We start from the raw sequence: 26,069 nt of genomic DNA on the forward strand, positions 1-26,069 counted from the left end.
CAATGCCGCTCAAAAAGCAACCGGACCCAAGGAAAAGCCGCCGAATAACGGTGTTTTCCCCTTGAGTTCTTTCATTGGAGAAAAGATCATGACCAACATCGACCAGTCGGGAACCTTTACGCTTGGCGACCGCACCGTAAAACGTCTCGGCTACGGCGCCATGCAGCTCGCCGGGCCCGGCGTATTCGGCCCGCCGAAGGACCAGGATGCGGCACTCGCCGTGCTGCGTGAGGCCGTGGCGGCCGGCGTGAACCACATCGATACCGCCGATTTTTACGGCCCGCATATCACCAACAAGCTAATCCGTCAGGCGCTCGCACCCTATCCCGACGATCTCGTCATCGACACGAAGATCGGCGCGCGACGCGACGAGAATGGCGCGTGGCTTCCCGCCTTTTCGCCCGAAGAACTGACGCAGGCGGTGCACGACAACCTGCGCAACCTCGGGCTCGACGTATTGGAGGTGGTGAACCTCCGCATCATGTTCGATGCGCACGGCCCTGCTGAAGGGTCGATCGAGGCGCCACTCACGGCTCTGGCCGAGCTTCAGCAAAAAGGCCTGGTGCGCCATATCGGACTGAGCAACGTCACGCCTGCGCAGGTTAGCGAAGGACGCCGGATCTGCGATATCGTCTGTGTTCAGAACCACTACAATCTGGCACATCGCGCTGATGACGCCCTGATCGACGATCTTGCTCGCGACGGGATCGCCTATGTCCCCTTTTTCCCGCTCGGCGGGTTCACGCCATTGCAGTCGTCCACCTTATCCGCGATCGCCGCACGCCTTGACGCAACACCGATGCAGGTTGCGCTCGCATGGCTGCTTCATCGCGCGCCCAACATTCTTCTGATTCCCGGCACCTCGTCCGTCGCCCACCTGCGTGAAAACATCGCGGTGGCCAAAATCAATCTCTCGGATGATACGCTCAAGGACCTGGACGATATGGCGAAAGATGTCGGTTCCGCCTGACAATCTGAAAACGCGAAAGCAATCCCAAGCTTCGCAACGGCTTTGGTGGGTGGGGGGCGGATGCGTCCATCACGCGCCCGAATCTAGTGATAGGCGGTAATAGACAGTAGCGTCGAAAGCCAACTTCGCTCCCGAAAGCGGGCTTCAAACGTGCGCACCCTCGACGACAGCAACTAGGGTCAAGGAGCGCCCTGTATAGCTCGTCGCCAAGGACCGCTTATGCGTCGTTTCACCTCTCCCGGCGCTCGCCGCTGGTCAACTGCGAAGTCATCATCATCGTCCATCGGCGAACGCACACATAGCGGCGGTGGAGCACGGACTCGGCTTGGCTGGGCTGCCCAGCTTCGCCGAGCCTTTAGAAGTTCGTGCCACTGATGGCACGACTTTTCAGACAGGCTTGTTCTTCATTACGAGATGAGGGCTTCGCCATAAATAAACGCTATAGCGGCAGAGTGGAGTTGTGTTGGCCACAGGCACTTTCGTGAACCTACTGTGACAGTGTCAGCGCTGGGTTGGCATAACAAGAACCGCGGAACGCGGCGAGACGCACGCTAAGGCATAGCCAAGCGATCGCATCCAAGAACATGGAGTGGGAACATGACACACACCTTGAGCCGCAGGGCACTTTGCATTTCTACCGCCATCCTCTCGCTGGCCGTGACCGTTCCCGGCCTTTGCGGGGTCGCACAGGCGGCAGACGGAACTATCAAGCTCGGCCTCGTCGCGCCGATGAGCGGCCCAAACGCCCGCTATGGCGCGTTCTCAATGCGCGGTGCTGAACTGGCCGTGAAAGAAATCAACGACGCGGGCGGCGTCGATGGACAGAAGATCGAACTTTATTCCGCTGATAGCCAGGGCACTCCGGTCGAAGGCGTCTCCGCCACCCGCCGGCTGATCGACGAGGACGAGGTCGACTTCGTCATCGGCGACGTCTCGAGCTCCGTCACGCTCGCCATGCAGCCGGTTGCCGAGGATGCGGGCGTTCTTCTGCTGAATGCGGCATCCTCGAATCCGAAGATCACCTACGCGGCTGGCGTCGGCGGCTTCAAATGGACCTACCGCAACTATCCGACCGATGAGAACCGCGCCTTCGTCGTCGCGAAATACGCCGCCGAGCAGCGCGGCTTTACGAAGTTCGCCGTCCTCTCCGTCGATAGCGACTACGGCCGTTCGGCGATCGAGTTCACCAAGAAGTATCTTCCCGAGTTCAAGGGCGAGATCCTCAGCGAGGATTACTACAAGGAGGGAGAGGTCGACTTCCGCAGCGTGCTGGCGAAGATCCGGGATTCCGGCGCTCAGGCGATCATTATGTACGGTCTGGCGGACACCACGCCGATCATCGCGCGCCAGATGATCGAACTCGGCCTCGCCGGCAAGGTGACGCTCATCGGCAACGGCGAGTTCAACACAGAAAAGACCATCAAGTCGGCGCCGACAGCGCTCGAAGGGGCAGTCGAGGCGGCGGCATGGCTGCCCGCGTGGGACTCGCCCGAGAGCAAAGCCTTCGTGGAGAAGTTCACCACCACCTATGACGAAGCACCGAACAACCATGCCTATGTACACTGGGATACGGTCCGCCTGCTCGCCCAGGCGATCCACGAGGCCGGCGGCAATGATCGCGAAAAGGTCCGCGAGGCACTCTCGAAAATCAAGTACAAGAGCCCGGTTGGCGAGGTCACCTTCGATGACCATAACCAGGCGCGCCTGCCGATGATCCTCCTGCAGATCGAGAACGGCAAGCCCAGTATCAAAGGCGCCTATACTGCGGAAATCCAGTATCCCGCGCAGTAACGGCGATAAGGGGACACGGCCATGTTCTCGACCATCATCGAGCAGATCGTCAACGGCATCGTGACGGGCTCCGTCTACGCCATCGTCGCCGTCGGAATGACGATGATCTTCGGCGTGCTGCGAGCCATCAATTTCGCCCATGGCGAATACTACATGCTCGGCACCTTCGGGGCGTGGTTCGCCGTCGACTATCTCGGCCTCTCATACGAGGCATCGATCATCGTCGGCGTGCTGTCGACGATCGTCGTCGCCTATGTGGTCGGACGGCTCGTGATGCAGCGCATGGTCGGCGCCCCGGCGGAGGCCGGAGTGCTCGCCACGCTCGGGATCGCACTCGTCCTGCAGAACACCGTGATCCTCGTCTTCGGAGGCGGATACAAGTTCTTCTCCGGCGGCTACATCGAGCCTTTGTCGATCCTCGGCTTCAGCCTGGCAGGACAGCGAATTCTGATCCTCGTCGTCTGCCTGCCGGTCTTCATCGGCCTGGAGTTCATGGTGACCTACAGCCGCATGGGGAAATCGATGCGGGCCGTGTCGCAGAACGTCGAGTGCTGCGAAGTGGTCGGCATCGATGTGCCGAAGGTCGTGTTGCACACGTTCATCCTCGGTGCCGCGCTGGCCGCCCTGTCCGGCGTGCTCACGGCTCCCGTGAATGTCAGCGTCTATGGCGGCATGGGTGAGCTTATCACTTTCAAGACGCTGCCGATCATCATCATGGGTGGTCTCGGCAATGTCCGCGGCACGTTCGTCGCCGCGATGATCCTCGGCATCGCCGAGAGCCTGGTGGCGACCTATGTCGGGCTTCAGTTCCGCGACACGGTCGGCTTCGCCACGCTCATCCTGATGCTGATGTGGCGTCCATACGGGCTCTTCTCGACGCAGGCGCGCTTCTGAGCGCACCTCTCGCCGACCGTTACTCGAATTGAGGACTCGACATGTCTCTCGCTGATACCGCACAGCAGATACGCCGACGCGATCTTCGCCTGCCGCTTGTTGCTGCCTTGCTGGTCGTTGCGCTCGCCGCGCCGTTCATCGGCAGCCGCTACGTCACCCATTCGTTGATCATCGCCTTGATCTTCATGTTGCCGGCCCATGGTCTCAACCTGCTGGTCGGATACACCGGACTCCTGTCGTTGGCGCAGGCCGCCTTCTTCGGGATCGGCGCCTATACGGCCGGCCTCCTTGCGGTACATTACGGAACGCCCTTCTACGTGAATGCGGCAGCAGCCGGTCTGCTGGCCGGCGCCTGCGCGCTGCCGCTCGGCGTTCCCGCGCTTCGGCTGCGCGCAACGTCCTTCGTCATGTGTACGCTGGGTTTCGTGATCATCGGCCAGGCGATAGCCAAAAACTGGATCTCCGTGACCCGCGGCGACATGGGGCTTTCCGCCATCCCAAAGCCGCACTTTGCGCTGGGCCCGTTGTCCTTCACCGTCTCCGGCACCACGAGCTTCTACTACATGGCCCTTGCGATCGGTGCGCTCGCGACACTGGCGGTGTGGATGATCGTCCGCTCGCCGGCCGGCCGCAACATGATCGCCATTCGCGAAAACGAGACGCTGGCGGAGTCACTCGGTGTCCCTACCTGGCGCTACAAGCTGATCGTTTTCATCATCAGCGCGGTGTTCGCCGGGGTCGGCGGCAGCCTCTATGCACACTACTTAACCGTGGTCAGCCCTCTGACATTCCAGATGTATTATTCCACGACGATGCTGATCATCGTGCTTGGCGGTGGAGCAGGAACGATCTCGGGAGTCGTCTTCGGCAGCCTGCTCTTCGTCGGGCTAACCGAAGCGCTAAGGATCACGCCGGAACTCCGTATGATCGCCTACGGGCTGTGCCTGCTGGTGCTCGTCTTCTGGTTCAAGAAGGGCTTCGCCCCCGTCATCAATCGCTTCTGGGACCTGATCGGAGGTACGAAATGACCGGCCTTCCAATCCTCGAGATCGACAAGATCAGCAAGTCCTATGGTGCGGTCAAGGCGGTCAGCGACGTAAGTCTTCATGTCAACCGCGGCGAGATCGCCGGCCTCATCGGCCCGAACGGCTCCGGCAAGTCGACCTTCTTCGACTGCAGCACCGGTCTTCAGAGGCCGGACACCGGAACGGTGAAGCTCGATGGCCAGGACATCACCGGATGGTCGCTCAACCGCATCGCGCGAGAGGGCCGCATGCTCCGCTCGTTCCAGAAGACGGTGGTGTTCAAGGCGCTCGACGTCGAGGAGAACCTCATCATCGCCGGACAGATGTTCACATTCCCGTCGCTCCTGTCGACCTTCGGCATCGGCCGAATGTCGAAACAGCGGATATCCGGCCTTCGCGACCGGGCCCGCGAACTCATCAAGATGGCGGGACTGTGGGACGTGCGCCATCAACCGGCGGGCAATCTCTCGGGAGGACAGCAGAAGCTGATCCAGTTCGCCTCGATGCTGATGCCGGAGCCGAAGATCATCCTGCTCGATGAGCCGATGGCCGGAATCAACCCAAAGATAATCGAGCGCGTCATCGAAACGATCCTCTATGCCAACAGGTCGCTGGGCGTCAGCTTCCTGGTGATCGAGCACAATATCGACGTCGTGACGAGCATTTGCCAGCGTGTGGTCGTCCTCGACCAGGGCAAGAAACTCGTCGAGGGGCTGCCGCATGACATCATCGCGGACGAGCGTGTGAGGGAGGCCTATCTCGGTGGCTAATTCCGACCTTTCAATCAAGGACCTGCGCGCCGGCTACGGCACATTGGACATTCTCAACGGCGTCGATCTCGACGTCCCGGCAGGGCAGTTCGTCGCGCTGATGGGGCCGAACGGCGCCGGCAAGTCGACGCTCCTGAAGACGCTCTACGGCATGACCACCATCAAGGGCGGCATCATCGAATGGCAGGGCAGGAACATCGCCGGCTATAAGTCGCGCGCGATTCTCGGCGAGGGGATCTCCTTCGTGCCGCAGGGGCGCTGCAATTTCCCGGTGATGACGGTGGACGAAAACCTGCAGATGGCCGCCTATACGATCCGTGACAGTCGGGTGAAGGCGGACCGGGACTATGTCTACGATCTGTTCCCAATCCTGAAGACGCGCCGGTCGACGCTCGCCGGCAACATGTCCGGCGGCGAGCAGCAGCTTCTCGAGGTGGCGATGGCGGTCCTCCAGCGTCCAAAGGTGCTGCTGGTCGACGAGCCCTCCGTCGGGCTGTCGCCTGCGGCAATCCACATTGTTTTCGATGAACTGCTGCGGCTTCATGCGGCGGGTCAGACCATCCTGCTTGTGGAGCAGAACACCAAGAAGGCCATGGAGGTTGCCGAACGGGCGGTGATCCTGCGTCTCGGCAAGGTCATCTGGGATGGCTTGCCGAAGGACATCACCCATGACGAACTCGGCGAGCTGTTCCTGACCGGCAAGATGCGCGGCGAGAACGAGGCGGTGCACTAGTGCATGTCGCCCAACAGTGTGCAGCGGTTTTGGGATGACGACATGCACAAAACAAAGACCTGAAGCGCGCCGCGTGAGGACGTTTGAACGCGACACGCTTTAGAAGCCGCTGCCCGCAAGTTCACCACCCAGAATCGAGGAAATTCCGATGAGCACTTTCGTGCCTGCATCACGCGTGTCGAGGATCAAGGTATCGCCGAGCACGGCAGCGGCAGCCCGCGCCCGCGAACTGAAGGCCGCCGGTCGCGACATCGTCGACATGACCGTCGGTGAACCGGACTTCGACACGCCCGACAATGTCAAGGCGGCGGCGCACGCCGCGATCGACCGGGGAGAGACCAAATACACGCCGGTGAACGGCACGCCGGCGCTCCGCAAGGCCATCATCGGCGACTTCGAGCGGCGCCTTGATCTGCGCTATGCCGACAATGAGATCTGCGTCGGCGGCGGCGCCAAGCAGATCCTCTTCCTGGCCCTGATGGCGAGCGTCGAGAACGACGCGGAAGTGATCATTCCGGCACCCTACTGGGTTTCGTATCCAGATATGGTCATCGCCAATGACGGCAAGCCCATCATCGTCCAATGCCCGCAGGAACAGGGGTTCAAGCTGACACCCGAGGCGCTCGAGGCTGCCATAACGCCGAAAACGCTATGGCTCATCCTCAACGCACCCTCCAACCCGACCGGCGCGGCCTATAGCCGGGCTGAGCTCGAAGCGCTCGGGGAGGTCTTGCTGCGGCACCCGCAGGTCTTCGTTCTTTCCGACGACATCTACGACCAGGTTTGGTTCCGTGACGAACCCATGACGACGCTCGTCTCGGCGGTGCCGGAGCTGAAGGACCGCGTGCTGCTCGTGAACGGCGTCTCGAAGTCCTACGCGATGACCGGATGGCGCATCGGTTACGGAGCGGGTCCGGCTCCGCTGATTGCCGCGATCAACAAATTGCAGTCCCAGATGTCGTCCTGTCCGTCTTCGGTAAGCCAGGCCGCCGCCGCGCACGCTTTATCGTCGGACCAGTCCTTCGTCACCGACAGTGTGAGGATGTACAAGGAACGCCGTGACTATGCATGCGCGCGGCTCAATGCGGTGCCGGGTCTATCCTGCCTGATGCCGGCCGGGGCCTTCTATCTGTTTCCGAACTGCGGCGGCGTGATCGGCAAGAAGACGCCAGACGGGAAGATAATCGAGACCGACCTCGATTTTGTGCTCTACCTGCTGGATGGTGTCGGGGTCGCGGCGTTGCAGGGCGCAGCCTATGGCCTGTCGCCTTACTTTCGCCTGTCGATCGCGACGTCGATAGAGGCGATCGCCGAAGCATGTGACCGCATCGAACGGGCCGTCGCCGCGCTGCGTTGACCGTGTACCGGCCGGAGGGACTTGCGCCCTTCCGGCCGCAGGCTTTACGTTTCGATGAAACAAGAAGCCGGTAATCATGAGTGTCGATTTCAGAAAACTGAAGAGCTTCGTCAAGATCGTCGACACGGGCAGCGTTTCGCGGGCCGCCGGCATCCTGCGGACCGCCCAGCCGGCGCTCTCGCAACAGATCGCTTCCCTGGAGGCGCACTTCAAACACAAGCTGCTCATCCGCAGCAATGTCGGCATCGCGCCTACCGAGGCGGGGCTGATCCTCTACCGCCATGCGCAACTGATGTTGAAGCAGATCGAGCAGGCGCAGATCGACATCGACCAGGCCGCAAAGTCGGTGGCAGGCCGCGTCTCCATCGGGCTTGCGACCTATTCCTCCTCGAGCGCTTTGTCGCTGCCGATCCTGAAGGAGATGAAGGCAAGGCATCCCCATATCGTCGTCCATATCAATGACAGCTTCGGCCAGATTCTGAGCGAGCTGATCATGACGGGCAAGATGGACATGGCGCTGATTTATGCCGCCGCCCCCATCAAGGGCGTGACACTGCAGCCGCTGTTTCGCGAGGAAATGTTCCTCGTCTCGCCACCAGGCATCGAACTGCCGGGCGACAGTAGTGCGCCCCTTCCTCTCTCCGCGCTACAGGAAGTCCCGTTGCTTCTTCCAAGCAAGGCACATCTGCTCCGACGGTTGATCGACGACGCTTTGGCAAGGGCAAGGGCAACGCCGGAGGTCATCTCCGAGATCGAATCCGTTCCCGCGCTCAGCGCGGCGGTCCTTGAAGGCCTTGGATCGACCATTCTCCCGGCCTCGGTGGTCATGGAGACGGCGAGCTTTTCCGGCGCGCAGGTGAGGGCTCTGACGAAACCGGTCATCGATGCGACAGTCTCGCTCTGCGTGGCCGATCATCTTCCATTGTCGGAGCCGGCGATCGCCGCGCGGTCGGTGCTGCTGGAGGTCGTCGGCAAGCTCATGAGCAGCCAGCATCCGGGGATCCGGCCAGCCTGAGCGGTTTACCGCTCGCCACGCACGCCTCGTCGTCGCGCCCCATCGTCCAGTACGAATTTGGTCGAGCGCTCATCCGGCATTCACGGCTCGTCAGCGGCTCGTCCGGTTCTCGTGCTTGCCATAAGCAAACCCTATAGCGGCAGACTGTAGTTGTGTTGGCCAAGGCGTCGACCGTTCCCCTAACCTTTGAAGCAGACGTCGGGTCCGAAGCTTTGGACCTGCCCACAACGGCGCTTCCCGCGCCGACGAGTCGCTTCGAGGGAAACATGGCAAAACTGGCTTTCGACACGGGCGGTACCTTCACGGATTTCGCTCTCCTGGACGACAACGGTGATCTCCATCTGCACAAGATTCTCAGTACGCCGAAGAACCCAGCGGAAGCAGTCGTGCAGGGCGTCTCCGAACTGCTGGAAGAGTTCTCCGGATCGATCGCCATCGACAACCTGCAGGTCCTCGGCGCCACCACGGTCGTCACCAACGCGGTGCTCGAACGGAAGGGCGTCGAGACCGGGTTCGTCACGACGGATGGCTTCCAGGACATGCTGCGCATTCGCAACGAAGGCCGCTACGACCTCTATGACCTGAACATCAAGTATCCCGATCCCCTGGTGACGCGCGCGAACAGCTTCGGTGCCGCCGAGCGCATAGCTGCCGACGGGTCGGTGATGACCGAGCTCAAGGAAGAGACAGTTCGAGAGATCGCGGGACGCCTGAAGGAGAAGGGCATCCGCTCTGTCGCCGTGTGCCTGCTGCACGCCTACAAATATCCCCAGCACGAGCAACGCGTTGCGGCACTGTTGCGCGAAGAGGACCCGGACATCTTCGTGTCGCTCTCCTCCGAAGTCTGCCCGGAAGTCCGCGAGTTCGACCGCGCCTCGACGACGGTCGTCAACGCCTATACCCGGCCGCAGATGGCCGGCCACGTCGCCCATCTGCAGCGCGAATTCGCCAAGAAGGGCATCGACCGTCAGGTTCTCTGGATGACCTCCTCGGGTGGACTGGTGCCGAGCCGTCGTGCCGCCGAGCTTCCGGTCCGCCTGATCGAGTCTGGTCCGGCCGCAGGCGCTGTTGCCGCCGCCGAGTTCGGCCGCATCGCTGGCGAGGGCAGCGTTCTATCCTTCGACATGGGCGGAACCACCGCCAAGCTTTGCCTCATCCCGAACGGAGAGCCGACCGTCGGCACCGACCTCGAAGTCGCCCACTACCAGCGGTTCCGCAAGGGTTCCGGCTTCCCGCTCAAGATCCAGTCGATCCAGATGATCGAGATCGGTGCGGGCGGCGGCTCCATCGCCGCGAAGAATCCGCTCGGCCTCCTGGACGTCGGTCCGCGTTCTGCCGGCGCGCTTCCCGGCCCGGCCGCCTACCAGCGCGGCGGCAACGAGCCGACGGTGACCGATGCCGACATCCTGCTCGGCTATATGGGCACCGAGTCCTTCGTCGGCGGCTCGTTCAAGGTTTCCAGGGAAGCGGCCCTCGAGGCGGTGGCGAAACTTGCGAAGTCTCTCGACGTCAGCGTCGACCGCTGCGCCTGGGGCATTCACGACCTCGTCAATGAGTCCATGAGCAAAGCCGCAGCGATGCATGCGACGGACCTCGGCGTCGATCCGAGATCGCTGCCGATGGTCGCCTTCGGCGGCGCAGGCCCGGTCCATGCCTATGGCATTGCCCGCAAGCTCGGCATCAAGCGGGTCATCTGCCCGACCGGTGCCGGCGTCACATCGGCAATCGGACTGCTGATTGCCCCGGTGGCGGTCGATCTCTCCGCCAGTCATCCGATGGCGGTCGATGCGTGGGACATGGAGGCGATGAACCGGCTTCTGGCCGACCTCGCAGCCCAGGGCGCCGAAGTCGTCGCCGCGGCAGGCGTCGTCAAGGAGACCATCACCAACCGCTATACCGTCGACATGCGCTATGTCGGCCAGGGCCACGAGATCACCGTGGCACTTCCGGAGCGCGGCCTGCCACGGGAAGAGTTCCTGAAGCAGCTGCTCGACAACTTCTCGAGGCTCTACCGGGAGCTGTTCGGCCGAACCGTGGCAGCGTCCGTCGAGGTCATCACCTGGCGGTTGCGCGCGAGCGGCGAGAAGGATCAGGTCACCCGCCCGCACGAAGCTGAAGTCGCCGATGCGAGGAAGGGAAGCCGCCAGGTCTATTTCCAGGAAATCGGCAGCTTCACGGAGACGCTGGTCTACGACCATTACAAGCTCCCCGTCCAGCAAGCGATTACAGGTCCCGCAATCGTCGAACAACGCGAATCAACCGCAGTCGTCGGCCCAGGTGGCATTTTCCACGCGGACGCGAGCGGAAACCTCGTGATCAACATTCAGTAAGGAAACCACGATGTCGAAGCCCGCTGTCGATTTCCACGATCCGATCAATCTGCAGGTGATGTGGAACCGTTTGATCTTCATCGCCGACCAGGCAGATAACGTCCTCGGCAAGACGGCCTTTTCGCCGATCGTCCGCGAGAACCATGATTATGTAACGGTTCTCCTGGACAGCCGCGGGCGGGCCCTTGCCCAGTGCACATGGTCGATCCCCGTGTTCATCACTTCGCTGCCGGCAGCTGCCCAGAAATACTTCCTGCCCAAGTTCCCGGCCGGGACCTTGCAGGAGGGCGATGTTCTCGCCACCAACGATCCCGAGATCGGCACCGGCCATCTTCCGGACGTGACGATGATCACGCCGATCTTCAAAAACGGCAGGGTAGTGGCCTATGCCGGGTCGATCGCCCACCTGCCTGACATTGGCGGTGCACCGCTTCACTCGGAGGCAAGCGACATCTTCGAGGAGGGCATTCGCTTCCCGGTCGTCAAGCTAATGAAGGCCGGTGTCCCCAACCAGGATGTCTTCGACATCATCGCGGCCTCCGTGCGCCTGCCAACTGAGGTGCAGGGCGACCTGGAATCGATGATCGCCGCCAACAACGTGATGGGCCGCGAATTGCTGAAGTTCATCGACGAGTACGGCCTCGACGACGTCGACGGGCTTGCCGATGCCATTCATTCCCGCTCGGAGGCGCAGACGCGCAAGGCGATCCGTGAATGGCCGAACGGCACGTACAGCGCCGAGGTGCTTCTCGACGGCTACGACGCCGACGTGACGTTGAAGGCTAGCGTCATCGTCACGGATGACTCCATCCATGTCGACTATACCGGAACCTCCGACCAGGTGCTGCATTCGATCAACTGCCGCACGAACTATCGTTATGCGCACTCGGTCTATGCGCTGAAATGCCTGCTCGATCCCGAGACGCCGAACAACGAAGGCTGCATCGTGCCGATCACCGATGAAGCGCCGCTCGGCAGCATCCTGAACCCGCAGCCGTGGACGGCGGGCAACTCCCGCAACCTCATCGGCCATGTCATCCCGTCGCTGATCTTCAAGGCGCTGGAAGGCGTCGTACCGGACAAGGTCATGGGCGACAGTGGCGGAGCTCCCATCTGGGCCGCAAATTGCGTCGGCCAGCGTGACGATGGCACGCAGTACGGTTCCGTGCAGAACTTCCATGGCGGCCAGGGTGCGCGCGCCGAGTTCGATGGTCTCGATACATTGAGCTTCCCGTCGAACTGCAAGGTCACGGCGATCGAGATGTTCGAGATTGCCGTGCCGGCCCTGACCGAGCGCAAGGAGCTGATCGCCGACTCGGGCGGGGCCGGAAAGCATCGTGGTGGTCTCGGACAGCGAGTCGTACTTCGCAATCTCGGCAAGGCGCCGATGAGCATCTATATGGCGTCCGAACGCGTGCGCCATCCCTGCTTCGGGGTCGTGGACGGGCAGGACGGCACCCCGGGCAAGGTAACCCGGGAAGGCAAGCCGCACTTCCCCAAGGGCAAGGTCGTCCTCAAAACCGGCGAGCGGCTGGAGGTAGAGACGCCTGGTGGCGGGGGCTGGGGCCGCGCAGCCGAACGCTCGCCAGAGCTCATCGAGCAGGACCTTGCCGAGGGCTTGATCACTCCGCAGTCCGCCAAAGCGATTTATGGCTACAATGGCCCCTCGGCAGTGGCTGCGGAGTAGGAGAAGGCGATGGGTCTCATCCACGGGAAGATCGCGTTTGTAACGGGAGCGGGGACCGGGATCGGGCGCGAGACATCATTGCTACTCGCCGAAGAAGGTGCGTGTGTGATCCTGACCGGCCGTCGCCTGGAGCCACTTCAGGAGGTGGCGGATCTAATCGAGAGGAAGGGCGGCAGGGCCGCCGCCCGCTCGCTCGACATCGAATCCCGCGAGGCGATATTCGCCGAGGTGAATTGGGTGAGGGACGAAATCGGTCCGGTCGACATCCTCGTGAACAATGCCGGCAGCGCCAGCAAGGTGCTGAACGCGCGGTTCATCAGCGAGGAGGAGTGGAATTCCACGGTGAACGTCAACTTGACCGCTGTCTTCAACCTGACCCAGGCCGTGCTGCCGGACATGATTGCCAAGGGCGAGGGGACAGTGATCACGGTGTCCTCCCTCGCCGCGCTCAACCCGAATCTCCTGGGCGGCGCCGCCTATGGTGCGGCGAAAGCGGGCGTGAAGAACTTCATGACCTTCCTGCACAACACCTACCGCAACCAGGGCATCCGCGCGACGACGATCCTGCCGGGTGAGACGAACACGCCGATCATGGAGAACCGGGCGCGGCCGCCGCAGGCGGAAGAACGTGCTGTGATGCTTGATCCGCACGATGTCGCCAGGGCGATCGCACTATGCGCGACCCTGCAGAAGGGCGCCGTGATCCCCGAACTGCACATCTGCCCGACCTTCATGCGCGACACCTCGGCCGACATCGAGACCGCACGCTGGGTGGGTGCGCCGGCGGACGCGCCAGATCTGCCGAAGAAAGATAGATAGGAGGAGCACCATGAACGGCGCGAAATTGCGCGCTCGGCTACAGGCCGGCGAACCCATCACCATGTGCACGCCGCACCACGCGTCCTCCGGCCTTGCGGCGCGCCTGGTGGAGCTCGGAGCCGACTCGATCTTCGTCGATTGCGAGCACGGCACCTGGAGCTTCGAGGACGTCCGGATGACGTCGCAGATCGTCCGCTCCGTCGGTGGCGCGGCGATCGTCCGGCCGCACTCTCACGAGCGGCCGGTCATCATTCGATATCTGAATGCGGGTGCCGACGGTATCATGGTGCCGATGGTCGATACCGTCGAACAGGCGCTCGCCATTGTCGACGCCGTCCGCTACGCACTGCCTGCCGACCACGAGAAGCGTCTGGTCATTGCCATGATAGAGACGTTGGAAGCGATCGCAAATCTTGACGAGATGCTTTCGGTCGACGGCATCGACGTCTTCTTCATCGGCCCCGGCGACCTGTCGCAAAACATGGGCTATCCCCCGGCCCCGAAATTCGGTGAGGCCCGCCCGAAAGAGGTGATGGAAAAGGTCGCCTACGCCGTGGAGAAGATTCGCGGCGCCGGCAAGATCGCCGGCACTCTCGTGACCGCCGAGGAGCTTCCATATTGGCTGAAGCGCGGCCTCCAGTTCTTCTACATCCATTCGGATCCGTTCTTGCGACGCGGTCTTGCCGGCATCCAGACGGCGCTCGGGCGCTAAAGAGGTCGCAATTTCCGCTTTCGAACTCGGAGGTAACGCGCGCTGATCACCAGGTCCTCTCAAGGTACCGGTTTCGCTCCGGCGCGGCCTGGCCGAGCAAAGGGGCAAGCGCCGTTTTCAACCGCACCGTCGAGGCGGAAGTTCTATGCCGTACGGGCGCTCAAGGCGCAGGTCGTCCCCTGACGCGCTTCCGATTGTCAGCGGAAATCCCGAGCTCGATTACACCCTTACCGGCTGTTCTCTTGGTGGCCGCTATCCACGTAGCATCGTATATGTGCAGCCTTCGCTCGCGCATTGGCTCGTCCGTTGAGGATAGGGGAATCGGAAGTGTCCCCAAAGGCGAGGTGTCCCATCCGACCGGCGAGGTATGGATCAAGATATTGTCGGCGGCAATTTCACATGCGAGAGCAGTTGCAGAACGGTCTGCCATGTAGGCCTGGAAATCCCATAGACGATCGCCATAATGTCAGGTTCAGACCCGAGGCCGACCGCGCCCTATGCGGCGCGCGTTTCGCGTGCCAGAACGATTGATAAAACAGTGTGAACAGCAACCGCGGGCCATAGGAGCACGCCCGTCAAACCACCTGCGAGACCGAGGTAAGCCAGATATAGCGTCACGACAGTGCTGTAAGTCAACATGCCGACTGCCGGCGAATTGCGCCAACAGGCGCTCCCCAACGCGATCAGGGCAATGCCGGCCACACGCGTTATAGGAATGGCAGCGCCTGTGAGAGCTTCTCCGAGCAATAACAGCCCAACAAGCGATGGATCAATCAGCAGCGCCAGTCCGGTGGTGGCTTCGCCGACAGCGGCGATCATCACGCCTTTCCTCATCGCGCTGACTCCTGCTTGGCTGTCGAGTTCGCGCTGTCGCGCCCGGCATCGCGCATATTGAAAAATAGCGCTTCGCACGTTTTGCCGACGAAGGTGCCTCACCGCGCCGGCGTGTACCAGATCGGTGACGTATAGGCGCGCTCCGTGATGGTCATCGCCGTGCCCGGCAAGGGCTTCACCCCAAATCGTTTGCCATCATAGGCGGTCCAACGCGGCGTCGGAATTTCGATCACCCGGCCGTAATAGAAAGCGGATTGGGTGGCATCGAACTCCGGATCCTTCCACACGGCAATGAGTTCGGGTGCGCCTATTGTATTGGTCCAGGTCGCGTTCGCCTCGTCCACGGTGTTGCCGACCGGAGGAAGCTTTCCGTCGCTCCCCGGCTTGCGGTCACCTGACCAGGCGACGTCATAGACCTTATCGTGTAGGTTGCCGTCCTTGTCGAGCCAGCCCTTGACGACCTGATAGCGGTCGAGATTAGCGCCGATCGGATCCTTCAGCGCCGCGACAAGGAAGGTCGGTGCCTTGCCTCCGGGTGCGGCGCTGAGATCGCCGCCCATAGGAACGCCCTTGCTGTAGCCGATCCGCGCGGGCAGGCGATCCTCAGCGTCGCGCCCCTCGAAGTCCCAACCACCGAAGAAGCGCACAATCATCCGCGGTCCGGTCGTGGCATAGGTTTCCTTGCGCTCCATCGCGTCCCACAGGGATTCGCGCGTGTTCTCTCTCGCCCAGACCGCCGCATAGCCGGAGGCCGAAACCTCCCAGTCCATGATCTTCACGCCGGTCTTCGGATTGTGGACGAAGGCCTCCATCATCCGATGTGGGCTCGGCTCCTGCGGCACGGTCTTGCCGAAGAAGTTGTCCTCCTCCATCGCGCTCAAGCCGGTGTGGGCATCGCTGCTGCCGATGAGGCCGAATTTGTAAGGATTGGTGCCGAGTTCCTTCTCGAGCTTGAGGCCGTTTTTGTAGGCCGAGCGGGCATACTCGAATTCGAGCATCTCCTTCGTCTTCGCCACGCTGCCATCGAGATTGCCCTTGTCCCAAATCTCGAAGGCTGCAAATTCGTCGTTGGGCGACAGAAAAGGATGGGCCTCGCCGGTCCCCTTCGTCTGCGTGATCTCGTATAGCCGCTCCCATTTCGCCCGTGTCTCGGCATAGCCGCTATCGAGTTTCTTGCCAAAGGCCTCGACGACTGGGAACATCAGGCCGTTGCTCAGATTGCCGTTGTGGGCGATGGCCAGCACGCTACCGCCGGTCTTCGTTTCATAGGCTTGCATCCATTTCCACAACTCGACCGGGTTGTCGCTGCCATAGGGCCGATACACGGTAAACGGCACCACCTGGCTCGCCTTGTCGCCATTGTCCCGGAAGATCACGTTGCGGTGCAGATTGTTGCCGCCGGTGTTCGAGGTCCATTCATAGCCGATGAAGGCAGTGAACCGACCTGGGTCGTTATACTCCTCCGCCGCGGCGATCGTTTCTTGCCAGGCGCCGTGATAGGCGGGCGTTCCGGGAAAGTACATCAGGTCCTTCGGAAAGGTGCCGTGCGAGAATGCGACGATGATGGCAATCGCCGCGTCCGCACCCTTGCCGGACTGTATCATGTCGTACCATTGGCGGCCCGTCGGGTCGGCAAGGAGATTCGGCTTGCCCGCGAAGAGGTCGGGGAAGAAGCCCATGTTGTCGGAGTGATCGGCGACGACGAGAAAATCGAGTGGACGGGACAGCTTTACTGGCTGACCGGTGTTCGAAGTGATCTCCTCGCCGCGGGCGAAGCGATAGGCATCACGGGGGTCGAGGCGCGCGCCGAACGCGCCGGCATCCATCGAGAACGAGGTGTGCAGGTGCGTCTCCCCGAAGAACGGCCGCGTTGGAAAGTCCCGCCCGACATAGGGCGAGTAGGCCGGCGGGCGCTGCTGTGCGTCCTGGGCTTTCTTCTGATCAAGCGTCCCGGTGTCCTGTGCGAATGCCGGCAATGCAAGGCCGAAGGCGACCAAGCTTGTGAGGGCCGTACCGCGCAACAATGTCTTCGCCATGATTCCCTCCTGAAAGATCTATTGGTTCAAGGGTTTCCTGGGCTACGCTCGAGTTCGTCACTCGTGCCGATTGGTGTTATCGGTACCGCGACAGTGCGTGCAGTGAGTTGCGATCCTCTAACCGCGTGCTCGGCAGCCCTGACCGCAGGCGGCCTGTTTGCTACCTGCCCATGGGCCAGCAGGAACTGCGCCTGCCGCGCCGCCGGGCCATAAAGGCGGATGAGACCGAGCTGATGCGCCTTGCCGATCTCCAATCGACCGCTGGCGATCTCGCCGATCACTGTTTGGCCCGAGACCAGGACAAGGTCGCCCGGCTGCGGCCCGGCGACATGCATCTGGGCGCGAAACGTGCCTTCGCCCAGTTTGAAACGGCTCCAAAGCATCGGCTCGACGAGAACCACCGAGATGAAGATCGGGCGCACGTCCCTCGAGGCGGCCGCCAAGCGATTGCCGAGCCCGTCGAGTAATTGGAGCGTCCGTCTGTATTTGGCACCGAACATATCCGGGGCTGGAGCCGCCACCTCCAGGTTTGGGAGTTGACCCGCCGCAACCGCCGCCGAGATCGCGCCGAGAACGTGTAGCGCGTCCGGATAGATCCAGTTCAAGAGCCCGCGCGCCCTCGTCACGTCGTCATGGTAACCGCAAGCAAAACTTGGAACCGGGGACAGTGCGATTGCGGCGGCGAGCGACGCTGATCTGAAAGTGGACGCGATGTGGCTCTGTCGTCGCATCTTCCTCTCCAGCTTCAAAACATTGCGATCCGCTGCATCGTCCAGAACATGGCGACCGAGCCGATCGCGTAGGCCGGAACGCGCCGCCACCAGGCCGGCGGCATCCAGAGGGCGCGGCGCAACAGGGCAGCGAGCCCGAGAACGGCACCCACGAAGGCAAGCTGCCCGGCCTCGACGCCGAGATTGAAAAACAGTAGCGCGAACGGGATATGCCCCGGCGGCAGCCCGGTCTCTCCAAGCGCGCCGGCAAAGCCGAAGCCGTGCAGCAGCCCGAAGCCGAAGGCGACAAGCCACGGCGCCCGCGCCGCGATGCCCGCACGCGCCTGCTCCCGGTGCACGACCTCGACGGCGACAAAGACGATCGAGAGCGCAATCACTGCCTCGACGGGGGCCTGCGGCATCTGGACGACGCCGAGCGTTGCCAGCGCCAGCGTAATGGAATGGGCGACGGTGAAGGCCGTGATCGTCCCGATCAGCGGCCTGATGCCTTGCGCCAGCATGAGAAGAGCGAAGACGAAGAGCAGGTGATCGATGCCGAACAAAATATGTTCCAAACCGAGGATCAGATAGAGCCCGGCGACATCGACGGCGGACACAGCGGCGGGAATTGTCGCCGACGGCTCGCTCGGGGTCAGGCGTCCGGTCCAGGCGGTGCCATCAGCGTATTCAATGCGAGCCAGCACGTCGGTCATCGTTGCGGTAAGCCCGTCTATCGTCAACGTCTGTCCCTGCAGCGCCCGGGCGTTCAACGTCCAGGTCTCGATCGCAGCACCAGGCACCAGCCGCGTCATCGGCTCCGACGCTTCTGTGTCGCCGGAGAACACGGGCGTCAGGCCCAGTCGCATTTCTCCGCGCATCGGCACCTTCCAGAGCACGGAAAACGCGCCCCGCTGGTGTTCTCGTAATTCGAGATAGGCCGGCCGAACTTCATGCGCCGAAATGGGCCCTGGCAAGAGCAGCGATAACAGCCACACGAGGGAGAGGCAGCCGAGGACAAGCGATCTCATCGCGGGCCCTCCATGAGCTGTGCCAGCGGGCCGGCAATCGGCTCAATCCCTGAATCGGCGACGATGTCATATTTCTCCAGCAGTTCCGCGAAGTACCGCGCCTCGTATGCGCGACGTTGTTCTTCCCGCCATTGTTCAAGCACCTCGGCCCTCGCTTCCGCGAAGCTTCTCACGCTCGCGGGAACGACCTTTGAGACGCGCACGAGATGCAGTCCGTAGGCGGATTCGATCGGTCCTTTCCATTCGTCCGTGGGAAGTGCTGCGATAGCCTCCGCGAAGGCGACGCCGAATTGCGCGGCAATCTCGTTCTCGCTGCTGTTCTCAAACGCCGACGCGAGCAGCGACTGATCGCCCTGGTCGACGATTTCCGTCTGCCCGAGCTGCCCTGACTTGGCGAGCAGGCCACGAGCGTCTGCGGCCGGATCCGATCGCTTCGAACTGCTGAAGAATGCATGGACGAAGGAGACCCGCATTTCCCGGTGGAATTTTTCCTGGTGGGCCTCGTAGAAATGGCGCAGATCGTCTTCTTTCGGTTCCGCGATCCGAGCCGTGTCGTCGATCAGGAAGGCCATTTTCTGCGCCAGGCGTCGACGAATGATCGTATCGTCCTCGTCTAATCCCAATGCGCGCGCCTCGCGCGCCAGCAGTTCTTCCTTCACGAGTTCCGCGACAAGATCCCGCAACTCTTCCCTGGACGGCTCCCTCCGCCATTGGCCCGACCAAGTCTCGGTGATCCAGCGGATGTGTCCGTCATTGATCCGGATCTCGGTCCGCTCGGTTGCTGCGTCGCTGTTGTTCAGCCAGGCATAGGCGACAAACAGGGCGGCGCCGCCGATGGCGAAGTGCAAGAGAGGTTCCCTAAGAAGCTTCATGATTGTCGTCCCGCTAGTGCTTTGGTGTTCGCGCGATCGGGACAATATTCGCCCGGTCCAGCGCCTCTCCGATCTCGGCGGCAAGCTCTGCTATGAGTTCTTCGTATTCCAGACGTCGCGCGGCACGGATTTCTTCTGAAAGCTGGTCGACAGCCGCGAGCGCCTCCTCGGCGGCAGCAAGGTCGTCGCACATGACGCGGAAGTTCTCGTCCCGTCCGCAGAGTTCCTCGATTTGAGCGCCGCGCCAAGGAAAATGGCTGCTGGCGGCCTGCAGCCCGTTTTCTCGAACTCTGTCCAGCGAGCGAGGGCCCATTTCTCCGAGCCTTTGATAAATGGGAACTATTTGAGCGAGAGCATATTGCGTTGGACCAATGCTGGGATGTATTTTACGCGAGCAAACAGGGATGCGTGGCACCGCTGCAGCGGCCTGTCTGGGGGCAAGGCCATGGTTCAAACGCGATCCGTCGAAGTCGCTGTTCCAGACCCGACGGCGTTGCCGACCGAAGCCGAAGTCCGTTCGCAGCTAGCCCGGATTCTTACCAGTCCCGAATTCGATGTTCCGCAACGGGCGCGCAAGTTCCTCGCCTATATCGTCGACGAAGCCATTGGCGGGAGGGGAGACCGGATAAAGGGGTTCTCGATTGCGGTTGAAGTCTTCGGCCGGGATTCATCATTCGATGCACAAACCGACCCGGTTGTTCGCATAGAGGCGGGGCGAATAAGAAGAGCACTTGAGCGCTACTATCTCGTCGCAGGGCAAAATGACCCGATCATCGTCACCGTGCCGAAGGGCGGATACGTTCCTGCCTTCAGCCGGAACGGTCCGACGTCCCTCCCGGCGGCCAGCGGCGGTCAAACCACCACCACCAAGCGGGATGAAACGAGCGCCGAACCTACACCGCGTTGGACACAGGTTGTGCTCGCCGCCTTTGGTCTCGTCATCCTCGGGTTGATCGCGCTCTACGCCACTTGGGGAACCGAACAACCGGCAAGCACGGCGGCGAGTTCTGCCAAGGCGGGATCGACGGCGCCGGGCGTGCCTCGGCTGACCGTCTTTCCATTCGAGGATCTATCGGGGACCGGCAGATCGAGGGTCATTGCGAGGGGCCTCACCGATAAGGTCATCGAACACGTTTCCAAGTTCAAGGAAATCGTTGTGATCGCTGGCCGTTCATCCGACTCGACGGGAGAAACGTCCTTCAGCGGCGCCGTCGGAACTGGCTATGCCCTCTCAGGTGGCCTGCGGCTCGACGGCGACAAGCTGCGGCTGACCAGCCGGCTCATCAATCGGGAGGATGGTTCGGTCCTATGGGCCGAAAGCTACAGCGAGGATCTCGAGGTCCGTAATCTCGTCGATCTCGAGACGAACGTCGCCCGTGCGGTGGCGACGGCACTCGCACACCCCTATGGGATCATCTTCCGGTCGGATGCCTCGAAGGCTGCGAATGTTGCGCCGGATGACTGGGAAGCCTATCAATGCACATTGGCCTATTATGGCTATCGCGCCGATCTCAACCCGCAGTCCCACGTTTCGGTGCAAGGCTGCCTGAAGCGGGCGGTAGAACGGTTCCCCGGCTATGCCACGGCGTGGGCGCTGCTTTCGCTCACCTATATCGACGAGCTGCGTTTCCGATACCGCATCAAAGCTCCTTCTCCGCCGCCGCTCGATCTTGCCATGGAGGCAGCCCGGCGGGCCGTCGAGCTCGATCCACAGAACGTCCGCGGCCTGCAGGCGGAGATGCTCGCCTTTTTCTTCCGGGGAGACGTCGAGACGGCCTTGAGCATCGGCGCGAGGGCGGTTGAGATCAACCCTAGCGATCCCGAACTGAGCGCGGAATACGGCCTTCGGCTGGCGCTGTCAGGCGAATGGAAGCAGGGATGCGGGCGTGTCGTGGAATCCGTGCGCAGGAATTCGGGGCCACTCGGCTACTTCGAGGCATCGCTCGCTCTCTGTTCCTACATGCAGGAGGACTATGTCGTTGCTGAACAATGGATAAGGGCGGCCGACGTCCGGGCCAACCCGCTTTACCACTTCATTGCCGCGGCGATTTTGGGTCAACTGGAAAAGACGGAGGACGCCGCCAGGGAACGCCAGTGGGTCGAGCAGAATGCACTCGACCTTCTGAAGAATATTCGCCGCGAGCTGGCATTGCGCATCCATCGGCCTGAGGATCAGGCCCATTTCATGGACGGTCTTGTTAAGGCTGGCCTCTCTATTCCATAGCCCATTCTGGTCGCGCGTAGAGGCGAGTTTCCGCACCTCGAACACGACTGCGCTCGAATGAATTTTCCTCGCGCGGATTGGCAGAGCTTACGTGATGCTACATGTGCGCGGCGGATCTTCATATTAGAAACCTGCTGCCGGCAAAGCGTCGGGCTTTGCCCCGGATTTTCAGAAGAGGAGGCGGCGATGAACAGCCTGCCGCATGACCGATCATGCGAGGCCCCTCTAGGGAGGGCGCGACTTGCGTCTCTGACACTTCTGCTCGCACTTGCGGTCGCCTCGCCGACGCGGGCCGACGATGCAGACGCGAAAAAGATCCTGAAAACGATGTCCGACTACGTGACGGGACAGGAGCATGTCCAGTTGACGTTCGACGTCGACATCGAGGTGATCACGCCGCAGCTCGAGAAGCTGCAGTTCGCTTCCTCGGGTGAAGCAGCCCTGAGCCGGCCCGACAAGCTACGGGTGACGCGATCTGGCGGCTACACCGCCGTCGAACTGGTTTTCGACGGAAAGACTGCCACCGTCCTTGGAAAGGACAGCAACACCTTCGCGCAAGTTGAAGTGCCGGGGTCGCTCGACCAGATGATCGATCGGCTCAGAGCCGAGCACCAGATCGAAATGCCGGGCGCCGATCTGCTCCTTTCCAACATGTACGACGAGCTTATCGCCGGCGTGATCGAAGCCAAGCACATCGGTCGCGGTGTCGTGGACGGCGTTGAATGCGAGCACCTGGCCTTCCGCAATCAGGAAACCGATTGGCAGCTCTGGGTGGAACTCGGACCCAACCCGATCCCCAGGAAATACGTCATAACAAGCAAGACCCTGGCTGCCGCGCCGCAATACACGTTGCGGATCAAGGCATGGGATACGGAGACACCACTCGACGCGAAGACGTTCGCCTTTGGGCCGCCTGCGGGTGCGCAGTCAGTCGAATTCACGGCCTTGGCAGACGTCAGCGAACTGCCGCCCCCGGCGGAAGCGCCAAAGGAGCAATGAAATGGACATTCGTCGATCAGCAGTGCTCATGCTCGCAATTGCCGCCGGCACATTCGCTCTATTTTGGGGTGAAACCCTCCTTCCCGAGCGGCCGGCGGACCTCATCTCGCAAGCCGAGGCAAGGATTGGGCGACCAGCGACGCCAGTCAGCTACGCCGGGGTCGCACGTCGCACCACACGGCGGTCCGTCTATGCCGGAGCGGCCGCCGCGACCTATTATGCGCCGGGGTGCGTGCAGATCCGGGACGCGAATGGAAACGTCGTTGGCTACCGATGCCCCTAGATCGCTTTCCACGCACATCGCGCAGATGGCATCTGCCGGTCGCCCTTGGTGTGCTCGCGACGCTGCTCGCGGCATGTGCAAGCCGCCCGACAGGTGTTCTGCAACCGGTTGCGGCCACACCATCCGCGAGCCAGGTCGCTATGCTAGTGGCGACCACCCGAAGCCGTGCCGAGAAGCCGGGCGAGATATTCAGCGGCGAGCGCGCGCTTGCACCAAGCTTCGCCGAGATCACGGTGTCAATCCCGCCCGGCCGCAAAGTGGGCGAAGTCTCCTGGCCACGCAAGCTTCCCCCTAATCCGGCAACGGATTTTGCGACGGTCAGGGTGCAGGAGGTGGATCGGCCGTCGGCCGAAGGCTGGTTGAGCAGCTCCGTGCGCAGGAGCCCCGACCGCAGCGTCCTCGTCTTCATCCATGGCTTCAACAACCATTTCGAGGACGCGGTCTTCCGCTTCGCGCAGATCGTTCACGATTCGGTCGCGCGCAGCGCACCGGTGCTGGCGACCTGGCCCTCCAGGGGCAGTCTGCTGGCCTATGGCTATGATCGCGAGAGCACCAACTATACGCGTAACGCCGTCGAGAGCTTGTTCCAGTATCTGGCGCGTGATCCGGAGGTCAAAGAAGTCTCGATACTTGCCCACTCTATGGGTAACTGGCTGGCGCTCGAATCCTTGCGCCAGATGGCCATCCGCAACGACGGTTTGCCGGAGAAGTTCAAGAACGTCATGCTGGCCGCACCGGATGTCGATGTGGATGTCTTCCGCTCGCAGATCGCCGACATGGGCAAAGAGCGCCCGCGCTTCACCCTGTTCGTCTCGCGCGATGACCGGGCGCTTGCCGTATCACGGCGCGTTTGGGGCAATGTTTCGCGCCTCGGAGCGATCGATCCGGAACAGTCCCCGTACAGGGAAGAGCTCGAGGCGAACAATATTGCGGTTATCGACCTGACGAAGATAAAGGCCGGAGACAAGCTGCACCACAGCAAGTTTGCCGAGTCGCCGGAAATCGTCCAACTGATCGGCACCCGCCTTTCGACCGGCCAGACATTGACCGACAGCCGGGTGGGTCTGGGCGACCATCTCTTGTTGGCAACGACGAGTGCCGCGACTGCGGTCGGTACCGTGGCCGGGCTTGCGGTCGCCGCGCCCGTTGCCGCTCTCGATCAGAACACGCGAAACAATTATGCGCATCATGTCGAAACGCTCGGCGCGACGATGCCCGGCGGCGAGGGAAGCGGCAGAGCAGCGGCCAACGGATGCGATGCAAAGGGCGTGACATGGACAAAGGCCTGCGACCGGTAGCGGCACCACCAGGTAGGACCCCTGCTGAGGCGGGAAAGACACACCCATGAGGCAAGGCATGAAAAGTCTTCTGACCACGACGAAAATCGGGCTGTTCGACCAAGGCGGCCTTGAGGAGATTTTCCGCCATGCACGCAACCTCGTCGTCACGACCATTATCGTGGCGGCTGGTATTCACGCCATAGACAATGCGTCCTCCATGAGTGCGCTGGGAGTCTTTGATTTTCGCGTCGTGGGCTATTTTGTCGGGGTAATCGGTATCGTTCTATTCTGTCTCAACTTGGCGGATGGCCTCTATCGGCTATCTAAGGTCCGGGGGCACTTGTTCTTTCAAATTGCCACCGTGGTGATCTACCTGCTCGTCACCGTAAGAGTTGCACAGTTGATCGTGGCTCTCAGGACGACGTAGCCTCCGCCTCGACACCATATCGAAACATCAGTCAGTCGATAAATTGCAGGGGCGATTACATTCTAACGAGGATTGCGAAAAAGTGTTTGGCGGCAAAGATGGCCTTGAGCCAAGATCGAACCGGGGTCGAATCGAACCGCCGCAACCGAGATGGGGAACCTAATGAAAGCTAGCCTCGTTCGAGCTCTTGCTACCGCTGCAAGCTGCTTGCTAGCCGAAGGTGCGTCGGCCGCGGACGTCTTGTCGCCGATGATGCCGGAGGCTCAGCAGACGACAACCGATACGGGCTGGACCTTCTCGTTCGCACCTTACTTCTGGGCGGCAGGTCTGTCCGGCGACGTCGCGCAGTTCGGGCTACCTGCCGCCGACGTCGACGCCAGCTTCAGCGACATCTTCGACCATCTCGACTTCGGGGCGATGGCGATCGGCGAGGCGCGCTATGGTCCTTACAGCATCTTTGCCGACGTCATGTATACGAAGATCTCCGGGTCGAGCGGCACGCCGAGGGGCATTCTTGCCGATGACGTCGAGGTCTCGTCCGAGACCTTCGCCGGCTTGCTCGGTGTCGGCTACGCGGTTTTCGAAGACGATGCCATGCGTCTCGATATCGTCGGCGGCATGCGAGTGTGGTCGGTCGATACCAACCTGTCCTTCAGCGGCGGCATCCTTGACGGCGTGTCGAGGAGCGACGGCGATACCTGGGTCGACGCTTTGGCCGGTTTTCGCGGAACCTATTCTTTCACCCCCGAGATCTACCTGACCGGATGGGGCCTCGTGGGCGCCGGCCAAGCCGACCTCGATTGGGACGTCGCCGCCGCCATCGGCTATCGCTTCAGTGACACCGTCTCGGCAGTCGCCGGCTACCGCGCCTTGGGCGTCGACTACAGCAACGACGGCTTTCTGTTCGACGTCGTGCAACAGGGTCCGATTCTCGGTCTCGTGGTGAAGTTCTAGGACGTGTCGAGTGCGGCCTGACAGCGACCGACGGGCCCGCTTAACGGCTCACACGGGACATGCCCTACCAGATCGACCCGGTGCGCACGTCGCGGAGTGAAAAGGTCAGCTAAACGGCATGTAGCGAACATCTAATTTCATCTCAGCGCCTCGGAAGACGCCCGGCGGACCGAAATGAGCGACCGGTTCGGGCCACGATGTGCCGTAGCGCGAGCAGGTTCGGATGGCTGCGATGGGTCGAGCCTGTGTGGAAACGTGTTGATATGATAGAGTGATTCCCGTTGAGCGGGGGTCGGGATGAAGCGTTTCATTGAGGGCG

General features: G+C 61.9%; 24 protein-coding genes. 18 read left to right on the top strand and 6 right to left on the bottom strand.

Annotated elements, in window-relative coordinates:
- Positions 1-88 precede the first annotated feature (88 nt).
- The 12 genes from ATC00_RS00815 (at position 89) to ATC00_RS00870 (ending at position 14,103) form a co-directional block, all read left to right on the top strand.
- Positions 89-970: an aldo/keto reductase family oxidoreductase gene (locus tag ATC00_RS00815; protein ID WP_064251692.1), complete on the top strand. Its 882-nt coding sequence runs from the start codon at positions 89-91 to the stop codon at positions 968-970.
- Positions 971-1,567: 597 nt separating this feature from the next.
- On the top strand, positions 1,568-2,761 hold the full coding sequence (locus ATC00_RS00820; protein WP_064251669.1) for an ABC transporter substrate-binding protein: 1,194 nt from the start codon (positions 1,568-1,570) through the stop codon (positions 2,759-2,761).
- Positions 2,762-2,782: 21 nt separating this feature from the next.
- The gene (locus ATC00_RS00825) at positions 2,783-3,655 is read left to right on the top strand and encodes a branched-chain amino acid ABC transporter permease (RefSeq protein WP_064251670.1); all 873 of its coding nucleotides are present in this window, start codon (positions 2,783-2,785) and stop codon (positions 3,653-3,655) included.
- A 41-nt stretch (positions 3,656-3,696) separates the two neighbouring features.
- Positions 3,697-4,683: a branched-chain amino acid ABC transporter permease gene (locus ATC00_RS00830; RefSeq protein ID WP_064251671.1), complete on the top strand. Its 987-nt coding sequence runs from the start codon at positions 3,697-3,699 to the stop codon at positions 4,681-4,683.
- The gene (locus ATC00_RS00835; RefSeq protein ID WP_064251672.1) at positions 4,680-5,450 is read left to right on the top strand and encodes an ABC transporter ATP-binding protein; all 771 of its coding nucleotides are present in this window, start codon (positions 4,680-4,682) and stop codon (positions 5,448-5,450) included. Before ATC00_RS00830 ends, ATC00_RS00835 begins: the two co-directional genes overlap by 4 nt.
- Positions 5,443-6,183, top strand: coding sequence for a branched-chain amino acid ABC transporter ATP-binding protein (locus ATC00_RS00840; protein WP_064251673.1), 741 nt, complete (start codon positions 5,443-5,445; stop codon positions 6,181-6,183). Before ATC00_RS00835 ends, ATC00_RS00840 begins: the two co-directional genes overlap by 8 nt.
- Before the next feature lie 148 nt (positions 6,184-6,331).
- Positions 6,332-7,540 carry an aspartate transaminase gene (locus ATC00_RS00845; protein WP_064251674.1) on the top strand — a complete coding sequence of 403 codons (1,209 nt, stop codon included), beginning with the start codon at positions 6,332-6,334 and terminating at the stop codon, positions 7,538-7,540.
- Between the two features lie 76 nt (positions 7,541-7,616).
- On the top strand, positions 7,617-8,555 hold the full coding sequence (nac, locus tag ATC00_RS00850; RefSeq protein ID WP_064251675.1) for a nitrogen assimilation transcriptional regulator NAC: 939 nt from the start codon (positions 7,617-7,619) through the stop codon (positions 8,553-8,555).
- Positions 8,556-8,821: 266 nt separating this feature from the next.
- Positions 8,822-10,885, top strand: coding sequence for a hydantoinase/oxoprolinase family protein (locus tag ATC00_RS00855; RefSeq protein WP_064251676.1), 2,064 nt, complete (start codon positions 8,822-8,824; stop codon positions 10,883-10,885).
- Positions 10,886-10,895: 10 nt separating this feature from the next.
- Positions 10,896-12,572 carry a hydantoinase B/oxoprolinase family protein gene (locus tag ATC00_RS00860; protein WP_064251677.1) on the top strand — a complete coding sequence of 559 codons (1,677 nt, stop codon included), beginning with the start codon at positions 10,896-10,898 and terminating at the stop codon, positions 12,570-12,572.
- Positions 12,573-12,581: 9 nt separating this feature from the next.
- Complete coding sequence (locus ATC00_RS00865; RefSeq protein ID WP_064251678.1) at positions 12,582-13,391, top strand: SDR family oxidoreductase; 810 nt, start codon at positions 12,582-12,584, stop codon at positions 13,389-13,391.
- 10 nt (positions 13,392-13,401) lie between these two features.
- Complete coding sequence (locus tag ATC00_RS00870) at positions 13,402-14,103, top strand: HpcH/HpaI aldolase family protein (RefSeq protein ID WP_064251679.1); 702 nt, start codon at positions 13,402-13,404, stop codon at positions 14,101-14,103.
- 495 nt (positions 14,104-14,598) lie between these two features.
- On the opposite strand, the gene ATC00_RS00875 is transcribed toward ATC00_RS00870, so the two are convergent.
- The 6 genes from ATC00_RS00875 to ATC00_RS00900 all read right to left on the bottom strand — a co-directional run bounded on the left by ATC00_RS00875 (position 14,599) and on the right by ATC00_RS00900 (position 19,896).
- Positions 14,599-14,922, bottom strand: coding sequence for a hypothetical protein (locus tag ATC00_RS00875; RefSeq protein WP_234782223.1), 324 nt, complete (start codon positions 14,920-14,922; stop codon positions 14,599-14,601).
- Between the two features lie 113 nt (positions 14,923-15,035).
- Positions 15,036-16,973: a DUF3604 domain-containing protein gene (locus ATC00_RS00880; RefSeq protein ID WP_064251681.1), complete on the bottom strand. Its 1,938-nt coding sequence runs from the start codon at positions 16,971-16,973 to the stop codon at positions 15,036-15,038.
- A gap of 26 nt (positions 16,974-16,999) precedes the next feature.
- A complete protein-coding gene (locus ATC00_RS00885; protein ID WP_064251682.1) occupies positions 17,000-17,704 on the bottom strand; it encodes a hypothetical protein in 705 nt (234 codons plus the stop codon).
- Positions 17,705-17,718: 14 nt separating this feature from the next.
- The gene (locus ATC00_RS00890) at positions 17,719-18,711 is read right to left on the bottom strand and encodes a HupE/UreJ family protein (protein ID WP_064251683.1); all 993 of its coding nucleotides are present in this window, start codon (positions 18,709-18,711) and stop codon (positions 17,719-17,721) included.
- Positions 18,708-19,583, bottom strand: a complete 876-nt coding sequence (locus tag ATC00_RS00895; protein ID WP_064251684.1) for a peptidyl-prolyl cis-trans isomerase — start codon at positions 19,581-19,583, stop codon at positions 18,708-18,710. The genes ATC00_RS00890 and ATC00_RS00895 overlap by 4 nt, the downstream gene beginning before the upstream one ends.
- Positions 19,584-19,596: 13 nt before the next feature.
- Positions 19,597-19,896, bottom strand: coding sequence for a hypothetical protein (locus ATC00_RS00900; RefSeq protein ID WP_064251685.1), 300 nt, complete (start codon positions 19,894-19,896; stop codon positions 19,597-19,599).
- Between the two features lie 132 nt (positions 19,897-20,028).
- Here ATC00_RS00900 and ATC00_RS00905 point away from each other — a divergent pair, with 132 nt between their 5' ends.
- The 6 genes from ATC00_RS00905 to ATC00_RS00930 all read left to right on the top strand — a co-directional run bounded on the left by ATC00_RS00905 (position 20,029) and on the right by ATC00_RS00930 (position 25,750).
- Positions 20,029-21,807: a hypothetical protein gene (locus ATC00_RS00905; protein WP_064251686.1), complete on the top strand. Its 1,779-nt coding sequence runs from the start codon at positions 20,029-20,031 to the stop codon at positions 21,805-21,807.
- Positions 21,808-21,993: 186 nt separating this feature from the next.
- Positions 21,994-22,806, top strand: a complete 813-nt coding sequence (locus ATC00_RS00910; RefSeq protein WP_064251687.1) for a DUF2092 domain-containing protein — start codon at positions 21,994-21,996, stop codon at positions 22,804-22,806.
- Positions 22,807-22,834: 28 nt separating this feature from the next.
- On the top strand, positions 22,835-23,089 hold the full coding sequence (locus tag ATC00_RS33300) for a hypothetical protein (RefSeq protein ID WP_234782225.1): 255 nt from the start codon (positions 22,835-22,837) through the stop codon (positions 23,087-23,089).
- Positions 23,080-24,387, top strand: a complete 1,308-nt coding sequence (locus ATC00_RS00920) for an alpha/beta hydrolase (RefSeq protein ID WP_064251689.1) — start codon at positions 23,080-23,082, stop codon at positions 24,385-24,387. The genes ATC00_RS33300 and ATC00_RS00920 overlap by 10 nt, the downstream gene beginning before the upstream one ends.
- A gap of 58 nt (positions 24,388-24,445) precedes the next feature.
- Positions 24,446-24,796 (top strand): hypothetical protein, encoded by a 351-nt coding sequence (locus tag ATC00_RS00925; RefSeq protein WP_234782224.1) that lies wholly within the window; start codon positions 24,446-24,448, stop codon positions 24,794-24,796.
- Between the two features lie 162 nt (positions 24,797-24,958).
- Positions 24,959-25,750, top strand: a complete 792-nt coding sequence (locus tag ATC00_RS00930; RefSeq protein WP_064251691.1) for a hypothetical protein — start codon at positions 24,959-24,961, stop codon at positions 25,748-25,750.
- Positions 25,751-26,069: the final 319 nt, after the last annotated feature.

The sequence above is a fragment of the Sinorhizobium americanum genome, from assembly GCF_001651855.1.
Classification (GTDB): Bacteria; Pseudomonadota; Alphaproteobacteria; order Rhizobiales; family Rhizobiaceae; genus Sinorhizobium; species Sinorhizobium americanum.